Annotated in this window: 23 protein-coding genes; 9 read left to right on the top strand and 14 right to left on the bottom strand. The window is 65.4% G+C overall.

Annotated features, from left to right (window positions below; translation table 11 throughout):
• Positions 1 to 70: 70 nt before the first annotated feature.
• From ACYQ4T_RS20310 to ACYQ4T_RS20280, 7 genes are all read right to left on the bottom strand, one after another.
• Positions 71 to 535 carry a VOC family protein gene (locus ACYQ4T_RS20310; protein ID WP_459858139.1) on the bottom strand — a complete coding sequence of 155 codons (465 nt, stop codon included), beginning with the start codon at positions 533 to 535 and terminating at the stop codon, positions 71 to 73.
• A 55-nt stretch (positions 536 to 590) separates the two neighbouring features.
• A complete protein-coding gene (locus ACYQ4T_RS20305) occupies positions 591 to 1,763 on the bottom strand; it encodes a Gfo/Idh/MocA family protein (protein WP_459858136.1) in 1,173 nt (390 codons plus the stop codon).
• Between the two features lie 11 nt (positions 1,764 to 1,774).
• Positions 1,775 to 2,836 carry a sugar phosphate isomerase/epimerase family protein gene (locus ACYQ4T_RS20300; RefSeq protein ID WP_459858134.1) on the bottom strand — a complete coding sequence of 354 codons (1,062 nt, stop codon included), beginning with the start codon at positions 2,834 to 2,836 and terminating at the stop codon, positions 1,775 to 1,777.
• A 148-nt stretch (positions 2,837 to 2,984) separates the two neighbouring features.
• Complete coding sequence (gene xylA / locus ACYQ4T_RS20295) at positions 2,985 to 4,310, bottom strand: xylose isomerase (protein ID WP_459858132.1); 1,326 nt, start codon at positions 4,308 to 4,310, stop codon at positions 2,985 to 2,987.
• Positions 4,307 to 5,764: a xylulokinase gene (xylB, locus tag ACYQ4T_RS20290; RefSeq protein ID WP_459858129.1), complete on the bottom strand. Its 1,458-nt coding sequence runs from the start codon at positions 5,762 to 5,764 to the stop codon at positions 4,307 to 4,309. Before xylB ends, xylA begins: the two co-directional genes overlap by 4 nt.
• A gap of 64 nt (positions 5,765 to 5,828) precedes the next feature.
• Positions 5,829 to 6,866: a LacI family DNA-binding transcriptional regulator gene (locus ACYQ4T_RS20285; protein WP_459858126.1), complete on the bottom strand. Its 1,038-nt coding sequence runs from the start codon at positions 6,864 to 6,866 to the stop codon at positions 5,829 to 5,831.
• Positions 6,867 to 7,264: 398 nt separating this feature from the next.
• Positions 7,265 to 8,038, bottom strand: a complete 774-nt coding sequence (locus ACYQ4T_RS20280; protein WP_459858124.1) for a helix-turn-helix domain-containing protein — start codon at positions 8,036 to 8,038, stop codon at positions 7,265 to 7,267.
• Between the two features lie 117 nt (positions 8,039 to 8,155).
• On the opposite strand from ACYQ4T_RS20280, the gene ACYQ4T_RS20275 reads away from it, so the two are divergent.
• On the top strand, positions 8,156 to 9,130 hold the full coding sequence (locus ACYQ4T_RS20275) for a threonine dehydratase (RefSeq protein WP_459858122.1): 975 nt from the start codon (positions 8,156 to 8,158) through the stop codon (positions 9,128 to 9,130).
• Between the two features lie 14 nt (positions 9,131 to 9,144).
• Positions 9,145 to 9,726, top strand: coding sequence for a LysE family translocator (locus tag ACYQ4T_RS20270; RefSeq protein WP_459858119.1), 582 nt, complete (start codon positions 9,145 to 9,147; stop codon positions 9,724 to 9,726).
• On the opposite strand, the gene ACYQ4T_RS20265 is transcribed toward ACYQ4T_RS20270, so the two are convergent.
• The 3 genes from ACYQ4T_RS20265 to xylF form a co-directional block, all read right to left on the bottom strand.
• A complete protein-coding gene (locus ACYQ4T_RS20265) occupies positions 9,723 to 10,523 on the bottom strand; it encodes an ATP-binding cassette domain-containing protein (RefSeq protein ID WP_459858116.1) in 801 nt (266 codons plus the stop codon). The two genes, ACYQ4T_RS20270 and ACYQ4T_RS20265, sit on opposite strands and share 4 nt — an antisense overlap.
• Positions 10,524 to 10,537: 14 nt before the next feature.
• Positions 10,538 to 11,803, bottom strand: a complete 1,266-nt coding sequence (locus ACYQ4T_RS20260) for a sugar ABC transporter permease (protein ID WP_459858114.1) — start codon at positions 11,801 to 11,803, stop codon at positions 10,538 to 10,540.
• Positions 11,804 to 11,939: 136 nt separating this feature from the next.
• Positions 11,940 to 12,986, bottom strand: coding sequence for a D-xylose ABC transporter substrate-binding protein (gene xylF / locus ACYQ4T_RS20255; RefSeq protein WP_459858112.1), 1,047 nt, complete (start codon positions 12,984 to 12,986; stop codon positions 11,940 to 11,942).
• A gap of 370 nt (positions 12,987 to 13,356) precedes the next feature.
• Here xylF and ACYQ4T_RS20250 point away from each other — a divergent pair, with 370 nt between their 5' ends.
• The 5 genes from ACYQ4T_RS20250 to ACYQ4T_RS20230 all read left to right on the top strand — a co-directional run bounded on the left by ACYQ4T_RS20250 (position 13,357) and on the right by ACYQ4T_RS20230 (position 18,630).
• Entirely contained in the window at positions 13,357 to 14,562 is a 1,206-nt protein-coding gene (locus tag ACYQ4T_RS20250) for an ROK family protein (protein WP_459858110.1), read from the top strand.
• Positions 14,563 to 14,642: 80 nt separating this feature from the next.
• Positions 14,643 to 15,548, top strand: coding sequence for an NAD(P)-dependent oxidoreductase (locus ACYQ4T_RS20245; RefSeq protein ID WP_459858108.1), 906 nt, complete (start codon positions 14,643 to 14,645; stop codon positions 15,546 to 15,548).
• Between the two features lie 215 nt (positions 15,549 to 15,763).
• Positions 15,764 to 16,657, top strand: a complete 894-nt coding sequence (locus ACYQ4T_RS20240) for an ABC transporter substrate-binding protein (RefSeq protein ID WP_459858105.1) — start codon at positions 15,764 to 15,766, stop codon at positions 16,655 to 16,657.
• Between the two features lie 70 nt (positions 16,658 to 16,727).
• Complete coding sequence (locus ACYQ4T_RS20235) at positions 16,728 to 17,879, top strand: amino acid ABC transporter permease (RefSeq protein WP_459858102.1); 1,152 nt, start codon at positions 16,728 to 16,730, stop codon at positions 17,877 to 17,879.
• Positions 17,880 to 17,886: 7 nt separating this feature from the next.
• Positions 17,887 to 18,630 carry an amino acid ABC transporter ATP-binding protein gene (locus ACYQ4T_RS20230; RefSeq protein ID WP_459858100.1) on the top strand — a complete coding sequence of 248 codons (744 nt, stop codon included), beginning with the start codon at positions 17,887 to 17,889 and terminating at the stop codon, positions 18,628 to 18,630.
• Positions 18,631 to 18,643: 13 nt separating this feature from the next.
• Here the strand turns inward: ACYQ4T_RS20230 and ACYQ4T_RS20225 are convergent, their stop codons facing one another.
• The 4 genes from ACYQ4T_RS20225 to ACYQ4T_RS20210 all read right to left on the bottom strand — a co-directional run bounded on the left by ACYQ4T_RS20225 (position 18,644) and on the right by ACYQ4T_RS20210 (position 23,467).
• On the bottom strand, positions 18,644 to 20,245 hold the full coding sequence (locus tag ACYQ4T_RS20225) for an adenylate/guanylate cyclase domain-containing protein (RefSeq protein ID WP_459858098.1): 1,602 nt from the start codon (positions 20,243 to 20,245) through the stop codon (positions 18,644 to 18,646).
• 123 nt (positions 20,246 to 20,368) lie between these two features.
• Positions 20,369 to 22,393, bottom strand: coding sequence for a CocE/NonD family hydrolase (locus ACYQ4T_RS20220; RefSeq protein ID WP_459858096.1), 2,025 nt, complete (start codon positions 22,391 to 22,393; stop codon positions 20,369 to 20,371).
• An 84-nt stretch (positions 22,394 to 22,477) separates the two neighbouring features.
• Entirely contained in the window at positions 22,478 to 23,083 is a 606-nt protein-coding gene (locus tag ACYQ4T_RS20215; protein ID WP_395022877.1) for a sigma-70 family RNA polymerase sigma factor, read from the bottom strand.
• A gap of 96 nt (positions 23,084 to 23,179) precedes the next feature.
• Complete coding sequence (locus tag ACYQ4T_RS20210) at positions 23,180 to 23,467, bottom strand: NepR family anti-sigma factor (RefSeq protein WP_459858093.1); 288 nt, start codon at positions 23,465 to 23,467, stop codon at positions 23,180 to 23,182.
• A 232-nt stretch (positions 23,468 to 23,699) separates the two neighbouring features.
• On the opposite strand from ACYQ4T_RS20210, the gene ACYQ4T_RS20205 reads away from it, so the two are divergent.
• Positions 23,700 to 24,515: a response regulator gene (locus tag ACYQ4T_RS20205; protein WP_459858091.1), complete on the top strand. Its 816-nt coding sequence runs from the start codon at positions 23,700 to 23,702 to the stop codon at positions 24,513 to 24,515.
• A 45-nt stretch (positions 24,516 to 24,560) separates the two neighbouring features.
• Positions 24,561 to 26,315, top strand: coding sequence for a sensor histidine kinase (locus tag ACYQ4T_RS20200; protein WP_459858089.1), 1,755 nt, complete (start codon positions 24,561 to 24,563; stop codon positions 26,313 to 26,315).
• Positions 26,316 to 26,478: the final 163 nt, after the last annotated feature.

Here is a 26,478-nt window from a genome sequence, read left to right as displayed (position 1 = left end):
CAAGCGCGCGAAATCCGCAGGCTTTTTTCGCAGTCGCAGCAATTTTGTTTAGTGATTTGTTATCAGCGGTCTACTCCGCCGCGTTGGAGTCCGCCTTCATCTTCGACTGTGCCATCTGCTCACCTTTGATGCCGGTGCTTTCGGCGGCGTTGAAGACGAGCTCGATATGGACGCCGTTCGGGTCCTCGATGAAGAGCTGGTGTTGCTCCAGATTCGGCACCACCCGCTCGCGGAACTTGATGCCGAAGCCGAGCAGGCGCTGCTGGTATTCGGCCAGCCCGACGCAGCGGAAGGCGATGTGATCGATCGAGCCGGAGCCCGGCCCGTCCTTGCGCTCGCCGACATAGCCGCGCAAGGCGGACTCGTCGTCGGTGATGGTGACGATATGCACTGTCGGCACGTCGCCGATATAGAGCCAATGACCGGGGAAGTTGAACCCCGGCCGCCAGCCTTCCTTCAAGCCGAGGTATTCGGTGTAGAAGCGCACCGTCTCCTCGGGCTTTCGGGTCCGCAGCGTGTAGTGATCGAGCTTCATGCCTGCTCTCCTTCACTTACCAACCCGTCATCCCCGCTGATGACGATGAGGGGGGTCAGGCCCCCAGCTTAACCCACTTCCCGCCCTTGGCAGAAGACTTCAGCACCGCCTCGATGAAGGCCATGCCTTTCACGCCGTCGTTGATGGTCGGGAAGATGACCGTCTTGTCGGGCTTCTTCTTAGACCGTGCGGCGCGGATCGCATGGGCGGCTTCGGTGTAGATATTGGCGAAGCCCTCGAGATAGCCCTCGGGGTGTCCCGGCGGGACGCGGGTGACGCGGCCGGCCGAGGCATTGGCCGAGGGCGAGCCGCGGGTCAAGAGCTGAGGCGCCTGGCCGAACGGGAACCAGTGCAGGTGGTTCGGGTGCTCCTGGTGCCATTCGAGGCCGCCTTTGGTGCCGTAGACCCGCACCTTGACATTGTTCTCGTTGCCGACGGCGACTTGGCTCGCCCAGAGCATGCCTTTGGCGCCGCCCTTGTAGCGCAGCAGCACATTGACGTTGTCATCGACCTTGCGGCCTTTGACGAAGGTGTCGACGTCGGAGAGCACGGAATCCAGCTCGAGGCCGGAGACGAAGGCCGCAAGATTATGCGCATGGGTGCCGATGTCGCCGATCGCGCCGCCGCCGGACTGCTTGGGATCGGTGCGCCAGGCAGCCTGCTTCTGCCCGGTTTTCTCGATCGGGTTGGTCAGCCAGTCCTGTGGATATTCCGCCTGCACGATGCGGATCTCGCCCAAGTCGCCGTCCTGAACCATCTGCCGCGCATGTCGCACCATCGGGTAGCCGGTGTAGTTATGCGTCAGGCAGAAGACCAGGCCGCTCGACTTCACCAGCTTCTCGAGCGCCAGCGCATCCTTGAGGTTGGTCGAAAGCGGCTTGTCGCAAATGACATGGATGCCGGCCTTCAGGAAGGCGCGCGCCGCCGGGACGTGGACATGGTTCGGCGTCACGATAGCGACCGCCTCGATCCCGTCCTTGCGCGCCTTCTCGGCCGAAGCCATCGCCTGGTAATCGCCGTAAGAGCGGTCGGCGGCGATACCGAGCGCCCTGGCAGAGCGGATCGCCTTCTCCGGCGAGGAGGAAAGCGCCCCCGCCACCAGCTCGTAGTGATCGTCCATCCGCGCAGCCAGACGGTGCACGGCGCCGATGAAGGCGCCCTCACCGCCGCCGACCATGCCGTACTTGATCTTGCCGAGCGCTGAATCGCGCCTGCCCTCGATGGCCATGTCGCTCCCCCCTACGCGAGACCCAGTGCCCGGCGATTGGCCTTCTCATCGACGCCGGCGGCGGCGAAATCGTCGAAGGCCTTCTCGGTCACGTGGATGATCTGGTCCTTGATGAACTTGGCGCCTTCACGCGCCCCGTCCTCCGGGTGCTTGATGCAGCATTCCCATTCCAGCACCGCCCAGCCCTTGTAGCCGTACTGCGCGAGTTTGGAGAAGATGCTCTTGAAATCGACCTGGCCGTCGCCGACCGAGCGGAAGCGCCCGGCGCGGTTGATCCAGGGCTGGTAGCCGCCATAGACGCCGGTGCGGCCGCTCTTGTTGAACTCCGCGTCCTTCACGTGAAACATCTTGATGCGGTCGTGATAGAGGTCGATGTATTCAAGATAGTCGAGCTGCTGCAGCACGAAATGCGAGGGGTCGTAGAGGATGTTGCAGCGCTTATGGCCCTTCACCTTGTCGAGGAACATCTCGAAGGTGGCGCCGTCATAGAGGTCCTCGCTGGGATGGACCTCGTAGCAGAGATCGACGCCGACCTTGTCATAGGCGTCGAGGATCGGCTTCCAGCGCCGCGCCAGCTCATCGAAGGCGGTCTCGACTAGGCCGGCCGGCCGCTGCGGAAACGGATAGATGAAGGGCCAGGCGAGCGCGCCGGAGAAGGTGACGCTGGCCTTCAAGCCCAGATTCTTCGAGGCCTTGGCCGCGAGCATCACCTGATCGACCGCCCAGGCCTGGCGCTTCTTCGGGTTGCCGCGCATCTCCTTCGGGGCGAAGCCGTCGAACTGCTCGTCATAGGCCGGATGCGTCGCCACCAGCTGGCCCTGAAGATGGGTCGAGAGCTCGGTGATCTGGATGCCGTTCTTCTTGGCGATGCCTTTCAATTCGTCGCAATAATCCTTCGACGCCGCAGCCTTCTTCAGGTCGAACAGCCGTCCATCCCAGGTCGGCACCTGGACGCCGACGAAGCCATGCCCCGCGGCCCATTTGGTGATGCTGTCCCAGGTGTTGTGCGGCGCGGTGTCGGCGGCGAACTGCGCCAGAAAGATCGCCGGGCCTTTGATGTTGCTGAGTGCCATGGTCGTGTTCCTCCCCTTTCGCCCTTAAGGGCTCGTTCTACTCGGTCGTCATGCCGGGACTTGGTCCCGGCATCCACGCTTTCCATCGTGCGCCAGCCAAGGCGTGGATCCCGGCACCTAAGTGCCGGGATGACGGCGGCGTCTGCGGTTACAGATAGCTGTTGACGAGATTCTCCAGATACTCCTGACGGCCCGAGCGCGGCTTCGGGTCGCTGTTGCTGCCCTCGACCTTCTTGGCGAGGTCGGCAAGCGAGACCTTGCCGGCGAGGATCGCCTTGCCCTCGGCGCTGTCCCACTCGGCGTATCGGTCCTTGACGTGCTTGTCGAGCGCGCCGTCCTCGATCATGCGGCCGGCGATGGTCAAAGCGCGGGCGCAGACATCCATCGCGCCGGCATGGCCGTAGAGCAGGTCGGCGGGATCCAGCGACTGGCGGCGGATCTTGGCGTCGAAGTTGAGGCCGCCAGTGGTGAAACCGCCCGCCTGCAGGATGTAATAGAGCGCCAGCGCCGTTTCCGGGATGTTGTTCGGGAACTGGTCGGTGTCCCAGCCGAGTTGCGGATCGCCGCGGTTCATGTCGAGCGACCCGAAGATACCGAGCGCGACCGCCAGCGCGATCTCGTGTTCGAAGCTGTGGCCGGCCAGGGTCGCGTGGTTGTTCTCGATGTTGACCTTGATTTCCTTCTCGAGGCCATAGGCCTTGAGGAAGCCGAACACCGAGGCGGTGTCGAAATCATACTGGTGCTTGGTCGGCTCGCGCGGCTTTGGCTCGATCAGGATCGTGCCCTTGAAGCCGATCTTGTGCTTGTGCTCGACTACCATGTTCATGAAGCGGCCGATCTGGTCGAGCTCGCGCTTGAGATCCGTGTTCAGCAGGGTCTCATAGCCCTCGCGTCCGCCCCAGAGCACGTAGTTGGCGCCGCCCAATTCATGGGTAGCTTCCAGCACGTTCTTCACCTGCGCCGCGGCCCAGGCGAAGACTTCCGGATTGGGGTTGGTGGCGGCGCCGGCCATGTAGCGGCGATGCGAGAACAGGTTCGCGGTGCCCCAGAGCAGCTTCACCTTGGTCTCTTCCATCTTCCGATGGAAGACATCGATGATGGTGCGGAGATTGCGATTGGATTCGGCGAAGCTCGCCCCTTCCGGCGCGACGTCGCGATCGTGGAAGCAGAAGAAAGGCACGCGCAGCAGGCGGAACATCTCGAAGGCGACGTCTGCCTTCATCTTCGCCATCTGCATCGCGTCGCCATCCCCGAACCAGGGGCGCTCGAAGCTCTGACCGCCGAAGGGATCGTTGCCCTGCCAGCAGAAGGAATGCCAGTAGCAGACCGCGAAGCGCAGGTGATCCTCCATGCGCTTGCCGAGTACCTTGGCGTCGGGGTCATACCATTTGAAGGTGAGCGGGTCCCGGGAGTCCTTGCCCTTGAATGGAATCGGGTCGGAGATCGGGAAGAACTTGGAGATCGGCGCGTTCATGAGAAAGCTCCCTTCAGTGCGGGGTAGAGAGAACGATAGCGGCGATAGGTGTCGTCGTATTGCTGGACCAGAGTCGGTATCGGCGCGATGGTCTCGACGCGCTTCGGAGCCTTGCAGACGACGGATGGGTTCTCGCCGGTCGCGGCCATGCGGCCCAAACGCGCGGCGCCGAACGCGCCGCCCTGTTCGCCGCCGGCAAGACGGCTCAACGGCAGGCCGAGCACATTGGCCATGATCGCGACCCAGAGCCGCGACTGCGAGCCGCCGCCGATCGCATCGGCCGCCTTGATGCGGGTACCGGCTTCGGTCAAGGCGACCAGGCAATCCCGGAAGGCGAAAGCGACGCCTTCAAGCACCGCCTGAGTCAGGTGGGCGCGCGTCGTGTCGTGCGAGATGCCATAGAAAGCGCCGCGGATGTTGGGATCATTGTGCGGCGTGCGCTCGCCCGAGAGATAGGGCATGAAGAGCAGCGGGCTCGGCGCCTGCACATCGCTGCCGAGCTCGGCGACCAGTTCCTTCTCCGTGCTCTTCGCCGCATGCGCCCACCAGGTGAGCGCCGACGCGGCCGAGAGGATGACGCCCATCTGATGCCAGGTGTTCGGGATCGCGTGACAGAAGGCATGGATCGGCAGGTTCCTGTTCGGCGCGAAGCCGGCGGTGGTCGCCCAGAGCACGCCCGAGGTGCCGAGCGAGACCGAGGCATCGCCGGGATGGATCGCGCCGAGCCCGACCGCGGCGGCCGCATTGTCGCCGCCACCGCCGGCGATCACCGGTGGCTTCGCCATGCCCCAACGCTGTGCCAGCTCGGGCTTCAAGGTGGCGGAGACCGCGCTGCCTTCGACCAGCCGCGGCATCTGCTTCCTGGACATGTGCTGCCCCGCCAGCAGCTCCTCCGACCAGTCGCGCTTGGCGACATCGAGCCAGAGCGTGCCGGAGGCGTCCGACATATCCTCGACCATCTCGCCGCTCAAGAGATAACGGAGATAGGCCTTGGGCAGCAGGACGGTGGCGACCTGCTTGAAGATCTCGGGCTCGTGGCGGCGCACCCAGAGCAGCTTCGGGCCGGTGAAGCCCGGCATCGCTGGATTGCCGGTGAGCTTGGAGATTTCCGGCCATTGCTTGGCGATCTCGATGCATTCCTGCTCGGACCGGCCATCGTTCCAGAGGATACAGGGCCGCAGCGGGTTGCCGTTCTTATCGAGGAGGGTCGCGCCGTGCTGCTGACCGGAAAGGCCGATGCCCTGGACCGCGGCCATCTCCGCAGGATGCTTGGCCTTGATCTCGTCGAGCGTTTTCAGCGTCGCGGTCCACCAGTCGGCGGGATTCTGCTCCGACCAAGTGGCGTGCGGGCGCGAGACTTCGAGCGGCGCGCTCGCGCTCGCGATCACCGTATCGTTGCCGTCGACCAGGATGGACTTGACCGACGATGTGCCGAGATCGATGCCGATGAACAACGCTTAAGCCCTCCCCTGCTCGGCCAGTCTTTTTTGTTTCGCCGCGGCCGATGCGGCTTCGAATTTATGGCAGATTGTCCCGCACGAAGATATCGATCCGGATGCGCTCCTGGTCGGGAACGATCGCTTGTTTCGAGCCCAGGGCCATCAGCACGCGGGCGGCGGAACGCGCCTCGTGGCCGGGGTCCTGGTTGATCACCGCATCCATGGTGCCGCGCATCAGGAAACGCCGGGAATGCGGCGTCAGTTCATGGCCGACGAAGATGACGTCGCGGGCGCGGCCGGCCGTCTCCAGCGCCTCGGCGATGCCGCGATTGCCGGCGCCGGCATTGTAGATTCCGACCAGGCCCGAATGCTCGGCGAGCAAGGCCTCGACCACCGCGCGGGCGCGCTCGCCTTCGTCGCGGCCCTCGCGCACCCCGAGCGCGGTGAGCTGCGGATAATCGGCGGCGAGCACCTGCTGGAAGCCGTAGATGCGCTCGGCATGGTCCCGGAGCGAGAGGCTGCCGGCGAGGATCGCGACCGGGCCCTGGCGCCCGCCGGCGAAGCGGCCGAGCAAAGTCGCAGCGGTGCGACCGGCCGCGGAATTGTCGATGCCGACGAAATGCGCGCGCTTCGAGCCCGGCGCGTCGGAGACCAGGGTCACCACCTCGATGTCGCGGGCGTCGAGATCGTCGATCGCCTGGCGCACCATCGGATGATCGAGCGCCACCACCGCGACGCCTTCATAGGAGTCGTCGATGCCGTCGAGGGTCTTTGCCAGAGCAGCGGGGTCGAAGACGTCGGTCCAGATTACGTCAGCGACGGCGCGCTGGTTGGCGAGCCAGCTGCGGGCCGCCTCCACCTGCTCCGCCAGGAGACGCATGAAGGTGTTGTTGCCGGCCGGCAGCACGAAGCAGAATCGCTGCGCCGAGCGGCGCGCCAGCTTGGCGGCGATGGGATCGGGGCGATAGCCGAGCTTTTCCAGGCTCTGTTCGACCGCATAGACCGAGCGCGAGGAGACGCCGGGCCGCCGGTTGATGACGCGATCGACGGTGGCGAGGCTCACCCCCGCCTCGCGCGCCACATCCGACAAGGTCATCCGCATCGGCCGTTCGATCATGGCCGACACTCTGCAAACCTCGGCTGAGGTACGCAAGTCAAAACACATCAATGCACTGCAGCAAAAAGTATCGCGGCGGTGATGTGGGATCCTGAAAAGGGGAACCGCCGGCCAATGGGTCCGCGCCTTGGGGAGAGGCGGGGGATGGCCGGCGGTGCCGAGCGCCGCCTTGGGAGGCAAGCGCTCTGGGGACTTCGCCAAGCTGCGGGGCCAAGCAGGGGTTACCAGGCGGCGCAGCGGGATTCTCGAGGTATTGTGAGAATTATCCTACGCGAGGGCTCTTAAATTTGCGTTACCAATGCCTGATTCTGGGATTAAGAACCCAGATCAGCTTGCTGGTGCAAGCGGCTCGATTTGCAGCATTCACGAGAATCGCCGCGCTGCTACACACAAAATAATTAGCGCAGAGCTTGCGGGGAAATGCCGAGCCGGCTGCGAAACGTCGCCGTCATATGCGCATGCGAGGCAAACCCGGAAGCCAGGGCGATCGCGGCCAGCCCGAGGTTCCGGTCGCGCAGCAGCAGGCGCGCGCGGGCGACCCGCCGGTCGATGATGTGGTCGTGCGGAGATTTGCCCGTCGCGTGTTTGAAGGCGCGGGTGAAGAAACCGGCGGAGAGGTCGAGCGCCTCGGCGAGGTCCTGCACCGTGAGCCGGGTTTCTAGCCGCGCCTCGATCAACGCGTCGATGCGGCGGAGGCGCTGCGGCGTCATCCAGGCTTCGGCCCTGCCCGGCTTCAGCTTCAGCATCGCCGCGGCCCGCGCTTCCAGGTCGTGGACCAGCTGCTCGCAGGCGAGCGCGTCGGCCTGACCTGACAACAGCAGCCGCCGCAGCGCGATCGCGGTCTCAATCGCCGACGGATCGATGGTGTCGCTGAAGCGGCGGAGCCAGCTCCAGGGGGCGGCGGTCGCCGCGCCGACGGTGATCTTCAGATATTCGCCGCCGGTCTCCGAGCTGGAATAGACGTCGCAGCCCGCCGGCACGAAGGCGAGACCGTTCGGCCTGGCGCGATAACCGCTACGGCGATCGGTGCCGAAGGCATGAATGCCGACCTGGGCGTCGAAGGCAAAGCCGATGACCGGCGCGACAGCCGTGTAGCGCGCCTCATAGCCTTTCTTCGGCAGGAGCTCGACCCGCCAGCGGCCGGGCTGCTCGAAGCTGCGATAACCGTCCATGGCCGGATCCTAGCCGAGGCGGTCGCGACGGCGCTACCGGAGCGCCGCGCTTTGGGTCAGATTCTTGAAAGCGGCGCCGGCCGGCGCCTGCTACTTCGCCCCGATGGAAGGACGCGCATGACCCTGTTCAGCCGAGACGCGCTCAACGAAGCCGCCGCCCTGGTGCGCCAGACCGTGCCGCCGACGCCGAGCTTCGCCTGGCCCCTGCTAGCCAAGGAGATCGGCGCGACGGTGGTGGTGAAGCATGAGAACCACACGCCGATCGGCGCGTTCAAGGTGCGCGGCGGGCTGGTCTACATGGATTCGCTCCGCCGCGCGGGCAAGCTGCCGATGGGCGTCGTCACCGCGACCCGCGGCAATCACGGTCAATCGGTGGCCCTGGCCGCATCGAAGTTCGGTGTTCACGCCGTCCTCGTGGTGCCCGAGGGCAACTCGGTCGAGAAGAACGCGGCTATGGCGGCCCTGGGTGGCGAGGTGGTAATCTCCGGCCGCGACTTCGACGAGAGCCGGGGCAAGGCCGCCGAGATCGAGCGCGAGCGCGGCTATCACTATGTCCCCTCCTTCCATGCCGACCTGGTGCGCGGCGTCGCGACGGCGTCGCTGGAGCTCTTCACCGCGCATCGCGATCTCGACGCGCTCTATGTGCCGATCGGCATGGGCTCCGGGATCTGCGCGGCGATCACCGCGCGGGACCTGCTCGGCCTCACGACCGAGATCATCGGCGTCGTCGCGGAGAATGCGCCGGCCGTCGCCCTCTCCTTCGAAGCCGGCAAGCCGGTGCCGACCGCGACCGCGCGCACCTTCGCGGATGGTTTGGCTTGTCGCGATCCGCAGCCGGACGCGCTCGGAATCATGGCCAAGGGTGCGGCGCGGATCCTGCGCGTGACCGAGGACGAGATCGCCGCGGCAATCCGGCTCTATTACACGGCGACGCATAACATGGCCGAAGGCGCCGGGGCCGCCGCCCTCGCCGGCTTGATCCAGGAACGCGACCGGCAGAAGAGCCGCCGCATCGGCGTGATCCTCTCCGGCGGCAATATCGACATGCCGGTCCTTGCCCAGGTGCTCGCCGGAGAAACGCCGAAGGTGTGATGTCGGAGCTGTGGATGTCATTGGCGACATTCGCGGTGATCGCCACGGCCTCCCCTGGCGGGGCCACGACGCTGGCGACCGCATCCGGGATGCGTTTCGGTCTGGCGCGCAGCCTGCCTCTGCTGTTCGGCATTGCCGCGGGATTGGCTTCGCTGGTGGGCGTGGTCGCGGGCGGGCTCGGCGCGCTGGTGATGTCCTGGCCGGGGTTGCAACTCTGGCTGCGCCTGATCGGCAGCGCCTATCTGCTCTGGCTGGCCTGGACCATCGGTCGCCGCGGCACGCCGGACAACAACGGCGCCGCGCGCGAGCGGCCGATCCGGTTCGGCGGCGGGTTCCTGCTGCTCTGGAGCAATCCTAAGGGCTGGACTCTGGCGGTCGGCGCCGCCGGCGCCAACACCGCGCTGGCCGACGATCCGGTGAAGCTCGGCCTGCTGCTGGCGGCCGTGTTCGGCGCCGCCGCGATCGGATCGCTGCTGCTCTGGTGCAGCGGCGGTCAGATTCTCGCACGGCTGTTGACGACCGAGCGGCAATGGCGCGCGGTCAACATCGCGCTTGCGCTGCTGCTGGCTGCGTCGATCCTGCCGATGTGGCTCTAGGCGTTCCCGGCGACCGCGCCCGCCGGCAGCTTGCCGAGGATGATCATGCCGAGCACGTCGTCCTTGGTGACATCCTTGGTGTGGACGGTGCCGACCATCTTGCCGTTCTTCATCACGCTGATCCGGTCGGAGAGGTCGAAGACGTCATGCAGGTCGTGGCTGATCAGGAAGATGCCGAGCCCTTCCCTGCGCAGCTGCCGGATCAGCTCATGGACGCCGCGCGCCTCCTGCACGCCGAGCGCCGCCGTCGGCTCGTCCATGATCAGGATGCGGGCGTTGAAATGGACCGCCCTGGCAATGGCCACCGATTGCCGCTGGCCGCCGGACAGCACGGAAACCGGCGCGTGGAACTTCACGAAGTTCGGGTTGAGGCGCTTCATCACCTTGCGGGTGGCGTCCTCCATCGCCGCCTCGTCGAGCAGGCCACCGGGCTGCACCAGCTCGCGCCCGAGGAACAGGTTGGCGCAGGCGTCCAGATTGTCCGCCAGGGCGAGGGTCTGGTAGATGGTCTCGATGTTGTAGTTGCGGGCGTCACGGGCGTTGTGGATCGGCGCCCGCTTGCCGTCGATCCAGATCTCGCCGGAATCCGCGTGGTAGGCACCGGACAGCACCTTGATGAGGGTGGATTTTCCCGCAGCGTTGTGGCCGACCAGGCCGACCACCTCGCCGGGATAGAGATCGATCGAGCAATCATCGACCGCACGGATGCCGCCGAAGCTGACCGAGATGTGCCGCATCTCGACCAGCGGCGGCCTTCCCTGCGCTGCGTGAGGCTGCGCTTCGGCCTTCGGCATCATCGCCCGTTCCTCTGTCATACGCCGCGCCGCCTCCGGTAGAGCATGTCGACATAGACCGCCAGCACCAGGACCAGCCCGGTGACGATGTTCTGCAGCGAGGCGTCGAAACCCAGCAGCGACATGCCGCTCTGCAGACTTTGGATAACGATGGCGCCGACGATGGCGCCGATGATGGTACCGGATCCGCCGGTCAGTGAAGCGCCGCCGATCACCACGGCGGCGATCGTCTTCAACTCGTCGTTGGTGCCGATCGAATTGCCCGCCGACTGCAGGCGCGCCGAGGCGATGACCGCGGCGATCCCGCAGAGCGCGCCCATCAGCACGAACACCCAGAAGGTCATCCGCCGGATGTCGATGCCGGCCAGGTTCGCCGCCTCGGGGTTGCCGCCCATGGCGAAGATATACCGACCGAAACGCATGTTGTTCAGCAGGATCGAGCCCGCCACGGCCAAGACGACCACGATCAGCACCGGAATGGCGATGCCTTCGGCGAGGTGCAGCCCGCCTTCCGGAATCGGCCAGCCCATCTCCTCGGCGAGGCGGCGCGCCGCCACCTCCGGCATCTCGTAGGCGATCATGGTCGCGGCGAAGGCCAGCACGAAGAGGCAGGTGGCGCCGACCACGACCGCCTCGGCCCAGACCGGCCGGATCGGAAAGCCGAAGCGGATGCGCTGGCGGCGCTGGCGCTGCGCCGCCCAGACGATGATTGCAATCGCGACTCCCGCGGCGATCCAGCTGCCGGTCTCGCGCAAGGTGCCGTAGACGCCGCCGCCCAGCAGCGTGAAGGTCTGGTCCAGCGGCGCCACCGTCTGACCATAGGTCACCCACCAGGCGCAGCCGCGCCAGATCAGCAGGCCGCCCAGGGTCACCACGAAGGACGGCACGCCGAGGTAGCCGATGATGTAGCCGTTGAGGCCGCCCAGCAGCGCGCCGCAGAGGATGCCCGCCACGACGGTGATGATCCAGATCGCGGGATGGCCGAAGCCGAGCAGCGGCGGCAGCAAGGTGGCCTGGACCACGCCCATCACCATGGCGGTGACGCCGAGCATCGATCCGACGGACAGATCGATGTGGCGGACGATGATCACCATGACCATGCCGACCGCCATCACGGCCACCGAGGCGGTCTGGTTGCCGAGGTTGTACAGGTTGCGCGGCGTGATGAACTTGCCGTCGGAAGCGATGTGGAAGCCGATCCAGATCACGACCAGGCTAAGCAGCATCCCGAGCAGGCGCTCGTCGATCTCGAGGCGCGCAAACAGGCGGCGGAACAGGTTCATGGCCGGGCGATCGCTTATCCCCTGAGACGCGGATTTCCCGCGCCGATGTTAGCCCAATTCGATTTCGAAGGGTATGCCCGCCCCGCTCTCTCCGGGGACCGGAGAGAGGTCGGGACGGGTCACGGGCGAGCTCAGCCTAGTTGCAGGCCGCGACCTTGCCGGCCGCGACGCCCTGGCAGGCTTCGGCCTTGCTGATCCAACCGGCATCGATCACCACGTTGAGGTTGTCCTTGGTGATCGGGACCGGCTTCAAGAAGGTCGAGTTCACAGTGTTGCCGCCGGGAGTCTTGAACTGCACGGTGCCGGGAACGTCGGTCAGCTTGGTGCCCTTGGCAAGCTGCACGGCGATCTCGCCGGCCGCCTTGCCGAGTTCGCGCGCGTCCTTCCAGACCGAGACGGTCTGGGTGCCGAGCGCGACGCGGTTGAGAGCGGCCTTGTCGCCGTCCTGGCCCGAGACCGGGATGCCCTGCAGGCCCTGCGCCGTCAGCGCCGCGACCACGCCGCCCGCGGTGCCGTCATTGGAGGCTACCACCGCATCGACCTTGTTGTCGGTGGCGGTCAGGATCTGCTCCATGTTCTTTTGCGCGTTCTCCGGCTTCCAGCCGTCGGTGTACTGCTCGCCGACCACCTTGATGTCGCCGCTGTCGATCGCGGCCTTCAGCACTTCGAGCTGTCCCTCGTGCAGGAAATCGGCATTGGGGTCGGTGGACGAACCCTTGATGAACACGTAGTTGCCCTTGGGTTGCACGGCGAACACGCCCTGCGCCTGCATGCGCCCGACTTCCTTATTGTCGAAAGTGAGGTAGTAGGCGCCCGGATTCTCGATCAGCCGGTCATAGCCGATCACCGGAATGCCCTCGTTCAGGGCCGCGGTGATCGCAGGCTCGATCGCCTTCGCGTCCTGGGCCAGCACGATCAGCGCCTTCGCGCCGCCGGCGATCAGGCTCTGCACGTCGTTCAATTGCTTGGTCGGATCGCTCTGTGCGTCGGCGCTGATATACTTGGCCCCGGCCGCAGCGAGCGCCGCTTTGATCGCGGCCTCATCGGTCTTCCAGCGCTCTTCCTGGAAATTCGACCAGGAGACGCCGACCACCAGGTCCTGGGCCGCGGCCATCGTCGATCCAGCAAACACGCTGGTCGCCAGTGCCACGGCCGGCAATGTCCACTTCAGAAAGCGAGTCATCTGTCAGTCCTCCCCGTTGGTGAGCCCGGAATGATGGGCCTTGGATGTTGCTGCGATGTGTCGTCGGACGCCTTGCGACAGATCAACTTCCAGCCCGTTATTAACTTCGAGCATTGAACTTAATTTGCGGCGCGCGGCGCTCGACCGTCAAGCGGATTCCCTTTGGACTTTTGTCGGGTGAAGCAGATCTGCGGCGGATTTTGCACCGCAACATGCTGTGTTGGAACGGAAATGAACCTCTCGACGGGTTGAGGCCTTCGTGCATCAAACGCATTGACAGCCGCGCTGTCGTCTTTCATTTGTTTCTCTGCTGAACAAATAACGTCGCATTCGTCGTACAAATTCCATCGGGCCATCGACATAACCGGCTATGAACCGCATCAGCCCTCCGCCGCCGACCTCGCCGACCCGCGACCGCATCCTGCAGGCCCTACGCATCCATGGGCCGCAAGCCCGGGTCGACCTGAGCGCGATCGTCGAGATGAGTCCGGCGACCGTCTCCGGCGTCACCGGCGAGTTGGTGCGCGCCGGTGCGCTGCGGGAAATGTTCGGCCGCGAAGATGCCGGCGACGCGGGCCGCGGCCGCGGCCGGCCGAAAGTGACGATCGCGCTGGTGCCGGAGACCGCGCATGTGATCGCGGTGAAACTGTCGATCAACGAGATCCAGGTGGCGCTCGGCGACTTCACCGGCGCGATGGCAGCGACGGAGACCATGCCGCTCGACACCCGCGCCCTCTCCGCCACCGACATCGTGACCGTGATCGGCGATGCGATCGAGCGCTGCCATCGCAGCATGGCGCCGGGTTACGGCCCCTGCCTCGGCGTCGGCCTGGCGGTGCAAGGCCTGGTGCGCGATTCCGACATCATCGCCTGGAGCCCGGCCTTGAGCGTGCGCGACGTCGATATCGTGCAGCCGCTGGTCCGCCGCTTCGGCCTGCCGGTCTATGCCGCGAACGATGCCAACTGCATCGCGGTCGCTTTGCGCAATCGCCCGGAATTCCAGGCGATCGACAATATGGCGGTGCTGATGCTCGGCACCGGCGTCGGCATGGGGCTGATCGTCGGCGGCAAGGTTTACGACGGCCGCACCGGCGCCGCCGCCGAGTTCGGCCATACCAAGTACCAGATGGACGGGCCGTTCTGCCATTGCGGCCGCCGCGGCTGCATCGAGAGCTTCGTCGGCGATTACGCGCTCTATCGCGACGCGCGGGCGATGCTGGATTTGCCGAACACCGACGCCCTACACCCCTCCGAGGCGCAGATGCAGGTGCTTTGCGACCTCGCCGCCAAGGGCGACCCGGTTGCCCTCGGCCTGTTCGAGCAGGCCGGCCGCGCGCTCGGCTTCGGCCTCACCAACCTCATCGCGCTCATAAGCCCGAGCTTGATCCTGGTTTCCGGAAGCGGCGTGCGCGCCTACCAATATCTGGAACCCAGCATGCAACGCAGCCTGAGCGACGGGCTGGTCGAGACCTTGCTGGCCAATACCGAGATCCGCCCGCAGCCCTGGGACGAGGATCTGACGCTCCGCGGCATCACCGCGCTGGTCCAGGCCAACGTGCCGTATCAACCCAACTGACAATCGCCCACCTGACAAAGCGGGGCGCGGCGTATAGTCTCGCGCCTCGAATGTATGACAATTCTCCCAAGGAGGATCGGATGGCTGCGGGTAAACGCGTCGGGTTGATCGGCGTCGGGCTGATGGGCTACGGCATCGGCAAGAATATCGTGACCAAGGGCCATCAGCTGAAGGTGCTGGCCCATAAGAACCGCGAGCCGGTCGAGAAGCTGCTGAAGCTCGGCGCCACCGAAGGCAAGAGCCCCAAGGAGATCGCCGCCGAGAGCGACATCGTATTCTTGTGCGTGACCGGCTCGCCCCAGGTCGAGGAGGTGGTCTATCGCGAGGACGGGTTGCTGGCCGGCGTGCACAAGGGCCTGATCGTCGCCGATTGCTCGACCGCGGAGCCGAGCTCGACCCTGAAGGTCGCGGGGGATATCCAGAAGAAAGGCGGCCGCTTCGCCGACACGCCCCTCACCCGCACGCCCGTGGAGGCCGAGGCCGGCAAGCTTGGCCTGATGACCGGCGGCGACGAGGCGACCCTGAAGGAGTTGCGCCCGGTGCTCGACTGCTTCGCCGAGGCGATCATCCATGCTGGCGGCATCGGCGCCGGGCACAAGTTGAAGTTGATCAACAATTTCATCGCATTGGGCACCGCGACTGTGGTGGCCGAGGCGATCACCGCCGCGACCAAGGCCGGCGTCGATCTGCAGGCGCTGCACGACATCGTGGTCGCCGGCGGCGCCAATTCGGTGATGTTCCAGCGGCTGATGAAAGTGCCGCTGGCCGACGACGATACCGCGCTGAAATTCGCCGTCGCCACGGCGCGCAAGGACCTGCGCTACTACACCAATATGACCGAGCAGATCTCCGCCACCTCCTTCGTCGCCGAGGTGGTGCACCAGAACTTCATCATGGCCGAGAATGCCGGCTATTCGCAGCGCTTCGTACCGCGGATGGTGGACTTCTTCGCCGGCTTGAACGGAGTCGAGAACCGTAAGAAGTAGCCTCGAGGAATTGCCGAGTGGGGCCAAGAGGATAACGCTCTTGACTCCACCACCCCGGCGCGGTCGGATGAATGCGCGGCGGTTCCGCGATGGATCGCCCCGGGGAATGTTTGCAGAATCGTCGCGTATCGGCCATCAAAGGGCCGATTCACCGAGCCGACGGGGAGAGGCATGAAGCCGTCCCCCCATGAAACACGATGAGGAGGGGTTCCAACATGATTCGCACAGCTACCTGTGCCCTGCTGGCCGCTTTCCTTCTCGCCGGATGCGGCGAGAAGAAGGAAGAGCAGGCCGCAAGCAACGACCAGGCCGCCACGACGGCGCCCGCGCCCGCCGGCGGCAAGATTGGCAATTGCGACGTGGTTGGTCCGAAAGGCTCGATCCCGATCGCCAGCCCGGCCAAGGCCGGCCAGCTGACCGTCGAGGTCTCGCTGCCCGCCCCGATCTGGTGGAACGGCGACACGCCGGAAGCGATCAAAGACGGGATGGAATACTGCCTCGCCGCCGAGATCGCCTTCCGCGCCGGCTTCGAGAAGCTCGAGGTCGTCAACGTCGGCTGGGATCCGCTGGTGACCGGCCAGACCTCCGGCTTCGACCTCGCGATGTCGGAAATCTCCATCACCGACGAGCGCAAGAAGGTGGTCGATTTCTCGATCCCCTATTTCAGCTCCGACATCGGCGTGCTGACCCGGACCGACAAGCCGGTCGATGACAAGACCATCAAGGAAGTGACCGTCGGCGTCCAGCAGGCGACCACTGGCGCCAGCTTCGCCACCGATACGCTGAAGCTGACGAAGGTGCAGGTCTATCCGGACCAGGGCGACATGTTCACCGCGCTGCGCGCCGGCCAGATCGACGCCGCGATCACCGATACTTCGATTGTGCTCGCCGAAGAAGTGCGCGGCGAAGGCAAGATCAAGGTGCCGGGCCAGTACAAGACCGGCGAGTCCTACGGCGCGCTCTATCCGAAGGGCGGCGCCAACAACGCGACGCTCGACAAGATCATCCAGTCGATCATCGACGACGGCACTATGAAGAAGCTGGGCGACAAGTGGCTGGCCTCGGTCTGGGGCAAGGACCCGGCCACGGTCCCCTACTGGAACCCGTAAGCAGCGCGTTGCATTCCCGGTCGCGGCAGCGCCGCGGCCGGGAGACCCATTGACATCGAGACCGATTGAAGTGACTTCTCTGCCGCAAGGGCGCGCCGTCGCGAACGGAACCAGGCAAGGCGCCGACGGCCTTTCCCTCGCCGCCATCCTTTTCGCAGCACTCTGCGTCCTCGCCGCCTTCGGCGCGACTGTACTGGTCAGAAGTGCACTGGCCCATCTCAACGCCTACAGCAGCAGCTGGGAAGTTCCGCTGATCGCGACCATCGCGGTCGCGTGCCTGCTGTTCTGGCCAGCGCTGCGTGCGATGACCTATTCGCGCAAGGCCCGGGGCTTCCTCGATGCCGGCGATGCCGTGCATGCACGCATCGATACCGCCGCCGCCAAGGAAAGCGCGGTCCTGACCTTCGGCTGGGGCGTGTTCTTCCTGATCGCCATCGGCACGGTCTGCTTCGTGCTGCTGAACAACGCCGAGGTCGGCAAGACCTTCTTCTTCCTGCCGCTGATGCTGGACAAGTGGCCGCTGGTGCTGAAGGCGTTCTGGAACAACGTCTTCATCTTCATCGTCGCCGAGATCCTGGTGCTGATCTGGGGCCTGATCGTCGCCATCCTGCGGCTGCTCCCCGGCCCGGCCGGCCTGCCGATCCGCGCTCTGGCCATCATCTATTGCGACGTGTTTCGCGGCCTGCCCGCGATCGTGACCCTCTACCTGGTCGGCTTCGGCCTGCCGCTCTCGGGCCTGCCGCAGATGATCATCCCGCCGATCGCCGGCTTGTTTGTCGATCCGGCCACCGCCGCCGAGTATGCCAAGATCCCCCTCACCTGGTATTGCATCCTGGCGCTGACCCTGACCTACGGCGCCTATGTCGGCGAGGTCTATCGCTCCGGCATCGAGAGCATTCATTGGAGCCAGGTCGCGGCCGCGCGTTCGCTCGGCCTCTCCTATCTGCAGACCATGCGCTATGTGATCGTGCCGCAGGCCGTGCGCCGGATCGGCGCACCCTTGCTGAACGACTTCATCGGCCTGCAGAAGGACACGGCGCTGGTGCAGGTGATCGGCGTGGTCGACGCCTTCAACCAGTCGCGCATCATCGCCTCCAACGCCTTCAACCTTTCGGCGGTCACCATCGTCGCCATTCTCTTCGTCCTCGTCACCATCCCGCAGGCGCGCTTCGTCGACAAGCTGATTGAGCGCGACAACGCGCGCATCCGGGCCGGAGGCTGACCGCCGCATGGCCTTCCTGGAAATGCGCGACGTCCACAAGCGCTATGGCGACCACGAGGTGCTGCGCGGCCTCGATCTCTCGGTCAACGAGCACCAAGTGGTGTGCCTGATCGGCCCCTCGGGCTGCGGCAAGTCCACCCTGCTCCGCTGCATCAACGGCCTCGACCCGATCCAGTCCGGCGAAATCCGGCTGGAGAACGACCGCGTCTCCGGCCCCGGCGTCGATGTCAACAAGCTGCGGCAGCAGGTCGGCATCGTGTTCCAGAGCTTCAACCTGTTCCCGCATATGTCGGTGATGGAGAACGTGACGCTGGCGCCGATCAAGGTGCTGAAGATCGACAAGGCCGAAGCGGAAGCCAAAGCGATGGCACTGCTGAAGCGAATCGGCCTCGAAGCCAAGGCGACCGCCTATCCCGACCGACTCTCCGGCGGCCAGCAGCAGCGCGTCGCCATCACCCGCGCCCTCGCCATGGAACCCAAACTTCTATTGCTGGACGAGATCACCTCGGCGCTGGACCCGGAGCTGGTCTCCGAAGTCTTGAACATCGTGCGCGATCTCGCCGGCCAGGGCATGACCATGCTGCTCGCCACCCACGAGATGGGCTTTGCCCGCGAGGTCGCCTCCAAGGTCTGCTTCCTGCATCAGGGCGTGATCCACGAGGAAGGACCGCCCGAGCAGATCTTCGGCGACCCGCATGACGAGCGGACCCGGGCGTTCCTGAAGCGGATCATCGAGGCCGGCCGGCTATAGGCTCGTTTGCGCCTCAGGTCTGCGCCGCGCGCTTGGCGTCGAGCGCGTCCAGCGCTTCCTGCAACGTCCGGATGGTGCGAGCGGCGGTCTCGCGGTCGATCACGTCGAGGTCGACGAAAAGATCCACGCCGGTTTCGTGCTCACTGATCACGCGGGTGCGCTGCGCCAGCTCGCCGAGCAATCCCTCAACCGAATAGGGCACCACCGGGCGGCTGATGCCTTTCATCTGGATCGGCGCCAGCGGCTTCGCGCGCACCAGGTCGCGCACGATGGTGTAGGTCTCGTAGGCGAGCACGATGCCGTTGGGATCGGCGATCGATTGCAGGCGCGCCGCGAGGTTCGCCTCGGCGCCGATGATGGTGTAGTCCATGCGGTCGGCACTGCCGAAATTGCCGACGTTGCAATAGCCGGTGTTGATGCCCATCCGGGCGCGGAACGGATTCTCGATGCCGCGGCGGCGCCATTGCGCGTTGAGCTCGCGGAGCCGCCGCTGCATGTCGACCGCCATCAGCAGGCAGGCGCGCGCATCCTCTTCCACGCCCTTGGTCTCGGGATCGCCGAAGAAGACCAGCATCGCGTCGCCGATGAACTTGTCGATCGTGCCGCCGTGGAACAAGGCGATCCGCGACATCTCGGTAAGATACTCGTTCAGCAGCTCGGTCAGCTCTTCCGGCTGCAGGCGCTCGGTCGTGCCGGTGAAGTCCTGGATGTCGGAGAAGAAAATAGTGAGCTTCTTGCGCTCGGTCTGGATGGTCGCGTCGCGCTCGCCGCTGAAGATGCTGCGGTAGATCTGCGGCGGCAGATAGCGGGCGATCTTCATCGAGACCGTCGCCAGATACTCGTTGGCCACGGTGAGGTCGTTGTTCATCTCGGAGATGGTCGCCGACTGGCGGCGCTGCATGCGAATGAAGGCTATGCCGCTGATCGCGGCCAGCGCGAAGTAGATCAGCGAATATTTGAAGGCGAAAATGTTGGCGGCCAGCGGCTGCTGGATGGTGATCTCCTGGATGCCGCGCACGTCGCCAACCTTCCAGTCCTTCTTGGGGCTGTCGGGATGGCTGTTGTGGCAGGTGACGCAGGCCTGGCCCATGATCACCGGACTCACCATGCGGACGCTGCGGTCGAAAATCTCGCCGGAGACCTGGACGATCTGCTGCTTGGGATTCTGCCGCAGGCTGGCGAGCGCGCCGGTCTCGAAGCCGTCGAGCGGGTGCTGCGCGCGCCCCCTGAAGGGGAAGTCGGAAACGAACCGATACTGCACGGCGGCGTTACGCGCGCTGATCCGATGGCCCAGCTCGATCGAAAGCGTGGCCGGGATCGGGATCGCGCCATCGACCTCAGTGTAGTTGTGGACCGGCTTCACCTGCTGGTGGGCGGCGATCACACGGGCGACCACGTCGGAGGCATAGAAGCCGCGCATGTCGTCGATGATCTTGCCGGTCTGCAAGGCCTGCTCCTGCAGGATATTGCCGGAGAGCGCCCGAAGGTCCAGCCAGACTGCCAGCGGCAGGCCGAGCAGCAAGAGCAGAACCAGCGCGATGGCGCGCGGCAGGTTGGCCTTCCTTGCTTCGGCGCGCGGCTTGGCGGCGGCGGCGGTGGTGGCAACGTTAGCCATCGGCTCCCCCCGGTGACTGACCAGCATTGCCCGCTATTGTTGCATGGGCCTGCGCGCGCCCCTATCGCAAACTTCGCCCCGCGCCAGGCCCGTGCGGTCGAGTCGGCCCGGAGGCGTTCCCGGCTACATGAAGTCGCGCTTGATCCGCTGATCCCAGCTGCGGGTGAAGATCTTCCGGTCGTTCTCGTAGATGTCGAGCGTGACCTCGATGCGGAAATGGGTCGCATCGCAGGTCATCCGGCCGGTGCTGTGGTGGGTGACCGCGGTGTCCGGACGCTTCAACGTGACGCGATAGTCGGTCTCGATCGCCGCGGAGAGCGGATCGCCCTCGGTGATCGTGTAGCGGCAGTTCGCCTGCGAGACGAAGGTCTGGTTGATGTCGGTGAGCGTGGTCTCTCCGGTCCAGCGCGGGAAATCGACCGTAATCTTGCCGGTCAGCAGGTCGCGGCTGACAGTGCGACGGCTGAGCGCCGGCACCTCGCGCTTCGTATAGGGGGTGTCGGCGGCCTGCTCAGGCTCCGCGAAAGCCGGCAGGGCGGCATCGGCCGGATCTTCCGGGCGCACCGGCAGGCGCAGGCTGGTGCGCCCGCCGAAGACCGTCAGCGAAACCAGCTCCGGCGAGGGCCAGGCGATCGGCCAATAGACTGTGGAGATCGAGACCGCGATGCGATGCCCCGCCGGGAAGGCATGGGCGATGTCGTCGAGATCGACCGTCGCCTTGTATTTCGTGCCGGGCTTCAGGCGGGCTGGCTTCTCATGGCTCTTCAGGTGATTGAGATTGAGCAGGCCGATGGTGACGCGAGTCGAGCTCCCGTCCGGCGCCACGTCATTGAGGCGCACCGCGACCAGCGCCAGCGGCTTGTCGGACGCGAAGACGAGATCGAGCTGCGGTGCGCCGAGGATCTCGGTTCGCTCCGCCAAAGGCTCGGTCATGAACACCAGCGAGCCGCCGTCATCCTCGCGTTGGTCGGTCGCCCATTCCGCCTGGTCGCCGTAGCGCCCCACCTCGCCCGCCGCCATGCCGACCCAGAGCGGCGAGCAGATCGGGAGCGGCGTGGTGCGCCTCGGCCGCGCTTCGAGCGCACCGCCGGCATTGAGATGCAGCTTGCGCCATTGGATGCGCGGCGACGGCCATTCCGCCTCAGCGACCCAGCGGCCGGGGCGCTCGTGGTAGCAGGTCTTCGGCGGCAGGCTCTCCTGCATCCAGACGCGGTATAGCGGCTCGTCCATGATGCCGGTATTCCTGCCTTTGAGCCACTGATCCCACCAGCGCAACGATTCCTGCAGCCAGCCGATCTCCGGCGTGACGGTGGCGTCGTGCGGATAGGAATGCGCCCAGGGGCCGATCAGGCCCTTGCGCGGGCCGGACAGTCCGGCGAGCAGGCGCGGGATCGATTCCGAATAGTTGTCGGCCCAGCCGTTGACCGCATAGACCGGAATCGTGATCCTCGAAAAATCCTCGCAGACCGAGCCCTGCTTCCAGAACGCGTCGCGGCGCTGGTGCTTCAGCCATTGGAGAATCCAAGGCGCGTTGTGCTGCATGCGCGCATCCCACATCGCGCGCCACTTCCCGCCGACGATCTCCGGATCCGGCGGCAGGTCGTTATGTGCGAGCATGGTCGACGACCAATCGAAATTGTCCTTCGAGAGGCAGCCGCCGACCCAATGGATGTCGGTCGCATAGCGATCGTCGGTCGAGCCGACCGTGATGATGGTTTTCAGCGCCGGCGGCTGGAGCGCGGCGATCTGCAGGCCGTTGAAGCCGCCCCAGGAGATGCCGATCATGCCGACGTCGCCGCTGCACCATTTCTGCCGCGCGATCCAGGCGATCGCCGCGACGCCGTCTTGCTGCTCCTGCGGCGTGTATTCGTCATCGATCAAGCCCTCGCTGTCGCCGGTGCCGCGGATGTCGAGCCGGAGGCAGGCATAGCCATGCCCCGCCCAGTACATATGCGAGCCCTGGTCATAGGTGCGGGTGCCGTCGCGCTTGCGATAGGGCACGTATTCCAGAATGGCGGGAACCGGATCGGTCTCGGCGTCTTCCGGCAACCAGAGTTTGGCGGCGAGCTGTATACCATCCGGCATCGGAATGAAGACATTCTCGACCACCCGGACCTTGCGCGGAAACTGCGTGATGACCTTCGCCAAGCCGATGCACTCCCCCGATCGCGCACGCGGCGCGTCGGGAGGAATAACATTATCGGGGCTGTGAACTCAAGGAGCTGTGTACAGCTAGCCCTTCACCCGCAGCGGAGCGTCGCGGTCCTGTTGAATCAGGTCGAACGGGTCCTTGCCGGTGATCGGCTTGGTGTCGCCGCGCTTCGAGACGATGGCGTCGTCGTCGATCATCCGGCGGAGCTCGGCGCGGGCGCGGCTTACGCGGCTCTTCATGGTGCCGACCTGGCAGCCGCAGATCTTGGCCGCGTCCTCGTAGTTGAGCCCGCTGGCGCCGACCAGGATCAGCGCTTCGCGATGATGTTCCGGCAGCTGCCAGAAGGCACGGCGGAAGTCGCAAAATTCCAGGCTCGCCTCTTGCGTGGCGCTCTCCGACGGCTCATCGACCGTCAGATCGTCGATCGACGAGAAGCGGGATTTGCCGCGGCGGCCCTGATTGTAGAACAGATTGCGCAGGATGGTGAACACCCAGGCACGGAAGTTGGTGCCCGGCGTGAACTGATTGGACGCCGCGATCGCGCGCACGATCGTGTCGTTGACCAGGTCATCCGCCTGGTCGCGGTTGCGCGTCAGCGATCGGGCGAAGGCGCGGAGATGCGGGACCGCCTCAAGCAGAGCGGTGCGCATTTCCGTCGACATTTCCTCGAAAGTCGGCTGACCCATTCGTACCTCACATTTGGCCGGCATCGCCGGTTTAAATTCCGACGTTGCTGGCATCGGACCGATAGAGGCTTGCACCCCGACACCCTGTTCGCTGCTTTACTGGGACTTGTTTGACTTCAGCTTTTCGAGAAGGCTCAGCATGTCCTTCGGCACCGGCTCGGACGCGAGGTCGGCGTACATCCGGCTCAATTGGGTATCGAACCAACGGTCCTGCACCGGGGGTGCCTTCGCGTTGGGATTAACCTTACTTCCCTGAGGGATGTCCATTGCACCTTCCGATGCCTGCTTTTCAGGCCGCGCCTTCATCGACTCATCTTTCTTGTCGATCATCCAATCTCGCCCCGACAGCCCGCCTGACGGCGCCGCCGTATTCTGGAATGCCATTGTCCAATCGCCCCGACGGCCGGTCGCCTGTTGCGCACCGGGATAACGGTCCCGGACGTATCAAGACCGAAGCGCCGCAAAAGGTTGCGAATTATCGTATATTTCACACAGGAGGGAACCCTCCCTGTGGTCCGGGGTTCCTTCGCAACGGGAAAAAATACGCAACAATCGACCATCATCGGCCAGGCTTAAGCCATCGGGGCCATTTATTTGGGGCTCAAAAGGGATCAGCATGTCAGACGTCACCGAGCAGCTTCTCACTATCATTCCGTATCTCCGCCGCTACGCGCGGGCCCTGGTGGGCGACCAGGGCGTGGGAGACACCTATGTTCGCATCTGCCTGGAGACCCTGGTCCAGGAGCCGGGCCGGGTCAAAGCCGGGCCGGATGCGAGAGTGCAGGTCTTCTCGCTCTTCCATGAGGTGCTGACCCGGACCGGCGTCCGCGACAGCGCGTCGGACTCGCTCGATCCCGGCGAGCTCACCGACCTCACCGTCGAGTCGCGCTTGAAAGCCTTGCCGCCGGCCGAGCGCCAGGCGCTGCTGTTGACCACGCTGGAAGGCTTCTCGGTCGAGCAGGCCGCGGAGATTCTGAAGGTGCCGGAGGCAACCGCAACGCAGCTGGTCGCCGATGCCTGGTCGATGGTGAACCAGCAGATGGCGACCACCATCCTGATCATCGAGGACGAGCCGGTGATCGCGCTCGACATCGCCGGCCTGGTCAACGACATGGGCCATTCGGTGGTCGGCGTCGCCGCCAGCCAGAGCGAGGCCGTGCAGATCGCGCGCAAGGCGCAGCCGGGCCTGGTGCTGGCCGACATCGACCTCGGCGCCGGCGGCTCGGGCCTCACCGCCGTGAAGTCGATCCTGCAGAGCATGACGGTGCCGGTGATCTTCGTGACCGCCTATCCGGAGCGACTGCTGACCGGCGAGCGGCCGGAGCCGACTTACCTGGTGACCAAGCCATTCGAGCCCGATACCCTGAAGGTGACGATCTCGCAGGCGCTCTCCTTCTTCGGCACCCGCCAGGAGACCCGCCAGGCGGTCTGATTGCGCCGCATTTCGCCGCCGAAGACTTGAGGAAGCGCGGAGATCATGATTCGGCAGTTCCTCGGACCTCTGCGGCGGCGTCTGCTTCTGGTCTTCTTCATCGTGCTCGCGGTGCCGACGGCGTTCGGCATCCTGGCGGCGGTCGACCATTACCAGGGCCAGGTCGAGCAGGCGCGTCGCTCCACCGAGCGCTATGCGACGCTGGCTTCGAACAACGAGACCAACCTGCTCTGGCAGTCGCAGCGCATTGTCGATGACCTCGCCAAAGACCCGCTGATCCGCAGTGTGATCGCCGGTGCCGGCAACACCGGTGAATGCGAGGCCATCCTGAAGAAGGCGATCGATCCCTACCCCGCCTATGCATTGGCATCGGTTCTGTCGTCCGAAGGCGCCGCGCTCTGCCGCTCGACCGGCAATCGCGCGAAGGGCCTGGCCGGCGGACAGGCTTGGTTCAAGGAAGTGATCAGCCGCCAGCAGCCGGTGCTGAGCGCCTATACCTTCGCGCAGATCGTGAACGAGCCGGTGCTGGCCTACGGCACGCCGGTCAGCGATGCCCAGGGCAAGGTCATCGCCGTGCTCGCCCTCGGCATCCGGCTGCGCTGGCTGGCCGCGAGCGGCCAGGAGCCGGGCCTGCCGCCGGAAGCCAGCGTCGACCTGCTGGATAAGACCGGCCGTCCGTTGGTGATCTCCGATGCCAACAGCGGCTCCGGCGGCCTGCCGGCGGAGGAATACCTGACCAGGGTCGTGAGCGGCGGCGCGCTCACCTTCGAGGCGGCGGGCCGTGACGGGGTGCAACGCTATTACGCGGTGCACCCGATCGCCGGCGGCAGTCTCTACATCCTGCTCGGCCAGCCGACCCGCATTCTGATCGCCCCGCTGCAGCGCGATCTTGCGATCCAGATCGCCACCCTGTCGCTGGTCGTGCTGGGCGGACTCGCCGCCGCCTTGATCGGCTCGCAGCTGCTGGTGACGCGCTGGATCGCCAGACTCACCGAGGAAGCACGCATCATCACTCTGGGCGAGGTGCCGATTCCGTTCAATTTCAGCGGCGCGCCCACCGAGATCCGCGAATTGAACGATACGCTGATGACCATGGCGGCGCGGATCAAGGCGCGCGAGGCCGAGCTCAATGAATCGGTCGCGCAGAAGCAGATGATGCTGCGCGAGATCCACCATCGGGTGAAGAACAACCTGCAGACCGTGACGAGCCTGCTCAATCTCTATGCCCGCATCCCGCGCGGCGAGGCGATCAAGCAGGCCTTCGCCGACGTGCAGACCCGGATCAACACCTTGGCGCTGGTGCACCGTCACCTCTACGAGAGCCAGGACCTGCGCGAGATTGATCTTGCCGCCTTCATGTCCAACCTGGTGCGCCTGATTCAGGACGGCAGCGGCGTGCCGACCCGGCGCGTGCGGCTGAAGGTCGATATCCCGTCGATCACCTTGTCCGGAGACCGGGCGGTGCCGCTGGCTTTGCTTACCACCGAGATCCTGACCAACGCCTTCAAGCACGCGTTCCCGGACCACCGGGCCGGCAACATCCTGGTGCAAATGCGCGCCGAGCCGGATGGCCGGGCAATGCTGACGATCGCCGATGACGGCATCGGCACGACGGCGCCGGAAACCGTGATCGGCGCCAGCAGCTTGAGCACGATGGGGCAGAACCTCATCAGCGCCTTTACGCGCCAGCTCGGCGGCAAGCTCGCCGTCTCCGGCCCGCCGGGCACGACGATTACGCTGGAGTTTGACCTGGAGCCCAAGCCGGCCGAACCCGTCCCGTCCGCCGAGAACGCGGCCTAGGGTCCGTACTCAATTGGGGATTCCCTGATTATTGAGATTGTGATTCAAGCTTCCAAACAGCTGGAGGCTTGGAATGAAGGGGATCACTTGGCTGAGCGATGCGGAGTGGGCTCGGATTGAGCCGTTGCTGCCGCGGGGACGGCGCGGCGCACATCGGGTGGAT

This window comes from Dongia sp. agr-C8, from assembly GCF_054658695.1.
The sequence above is the reverse complement of the archived record's forward strand: the minus strand, read 5'-3'. Positions and strand labels throughout refer to the sequence as shown.

What these genes read in the sequence shown, in the direction of transcription:
- ACYQ4T_RS20310 (WP_459858139.1), bottom strand. Translation starts at nt 535, where the DNA reads ATGAAGCTCGATCACTACACGCTGCGGACCCGAAAGCCCGAGGAGACG.
- ACYQ4T_RS20305 (WP_459858136.1), bottom strand. Translation starts at nt 1,763, where the DNA reads ATGGCCATCGAGGGCAGGCGCGATTCAGCGCTCGGCAAGATCAAGTAC.
- ACYQ4T_RS20300 (WP_459858134.1), bottom strand. Translation starts at nt 2,836, where the DNA reads ATGGCACTCAGCAACATCAAAGGCCCGGCGATCTTTCTGGCGCAGTTC.
- xylA (WP_459858132.1), bottom strand. Translation starts at nt 4,310, where the DNA reads ATGAACGCGCCGATCTCCAAGTTCTTCCCGATCTCCGACCCGATTCCA.
- ACYQ4T_RS20285 (WP_459858126.1), bottom strand. Translation starts at nt 6,866, where the DNA reads ATGATCGAACGGCCGATGCGGATGACCTTGTCGGATGTGGCGCGCGAG.
- ACYQ4T_RS20280 (WP_459858124.1), bottom strand. Translation starts at nt 8,038, where the DNA reads ATGGACGGTTATCGCAGCTTCGAGCAGCCCGGCCGCTGGCGGGTCGAG.
- ACYQ4T_RS20275 (WP_459858122.1), top strand. Translation starts at nt 8,156, where the DNA reads ATGACCCTGTTCAGCCGAGACGCGCTCAACGAAGCCGCCGCCCTGGTG.
- ACYQ4T_RS20270 (WP_459858119.1), top strand. Translation starts at nt 9,145, where the DNA reads ATGTCATTGGCGACATTCGCGGTGATCGCCACGGCCTCCCCTGGCGGG.
- ACYQ4T_RS20265 (WP_459858116.1), bottom strand. Translation starts at nt 10,523, where the DNA reads ATGATGCCGAAGGCCGAAGCGCAGCCTCACGCAGCGCAGGGAAGGCCG.
- ACYQ4T_RS20260 (WP_459858114.1), bottom strand. Translation starts at nt 11,803, where the DNA reads ATGAACCTGTTCCGCCGCCTGTTTGCGCGCCTCGAGATCGACGAGCGC.
- xylF (WP_459858112.1), bottom strand. Translation starts at nt 12,986, where the DNA reads ATGACTCGCTTTCTGAAGTGGACATTGCCGGCCGTGGCACTGGCGACC.
- ACYQ4T_RS20250 (WP_459858110.1), top strand. Translation starts at nt 13,357, where the DNA reads ATGAACCGCATCAGCCCTCCGCCGCCGACCTCGCCGACCCGCGACCGC.
- ACYQ4T_RS20245 (WP_459858108.1), top strand. Translation starts at nt 14,643, where the DNA reads ATGGCTGCGGGTAAACGCGTCGGGTTGATCGGCGTCGGGCTGATGGGC.
- ACYQ4T_RS20240 (WP_459858105.1), top strand. Translation starts at nt 15,764, where the DNA reads ATGATTCGCACAGCTACCTGTGCCCTGCTGGCCGCTTTCCTTCTCGCC.
- ACYQ4T_RS20230 (WP_459858100.1), top strand. Translation starts at nt 17,887, where the DNA reads ATGGCCTTCCTGGAAATGCGCGACGTCCACAAGCGCTATGGCGACCAC.
- ACYQ4T_RS20225 (WP_459858098.1), bottom strand. Translation starts at nt 20,245, where the DNA reads ATGGCTAACGTTGCCACCACCGCCGCCGCCGCCAAGCCGCGCGCCGAA.
- ACYQ4T_RS20215 (WP_395022877.1), bottom strand. Translation starts at nt 23,083, where the DNA reads ATGGGTCAGCCGACTTTCGAGGAAATGTCGACGGAAATGCGCACCGCT.
- ACYQ4T_RS20210 (WP_459858093.1), bottom strand. Translation starts at nt 23,467, where the DNA reads ATGGCATTCCAGAATACGGCGGCGCCGTCAGGCGGGCTGTCGGGGCGA.
- ACYQ4T_RS20205 (WP_459858091.1), top strand. Translation starts at nt 23,700, where the DNA reads ATGTCAGACGTCACCGAGCAGCTTCTCACTATCATTCCGTATCTCCGC.
- ACYQ4T_RS20200 (WP_459858089.1), top strand. Translation starts at nt 24,561, where the DNA reads ATGATTCGGCAGTTCCTCGGACCTCTGCGGCGGCGTCTGCTTCTGGTC.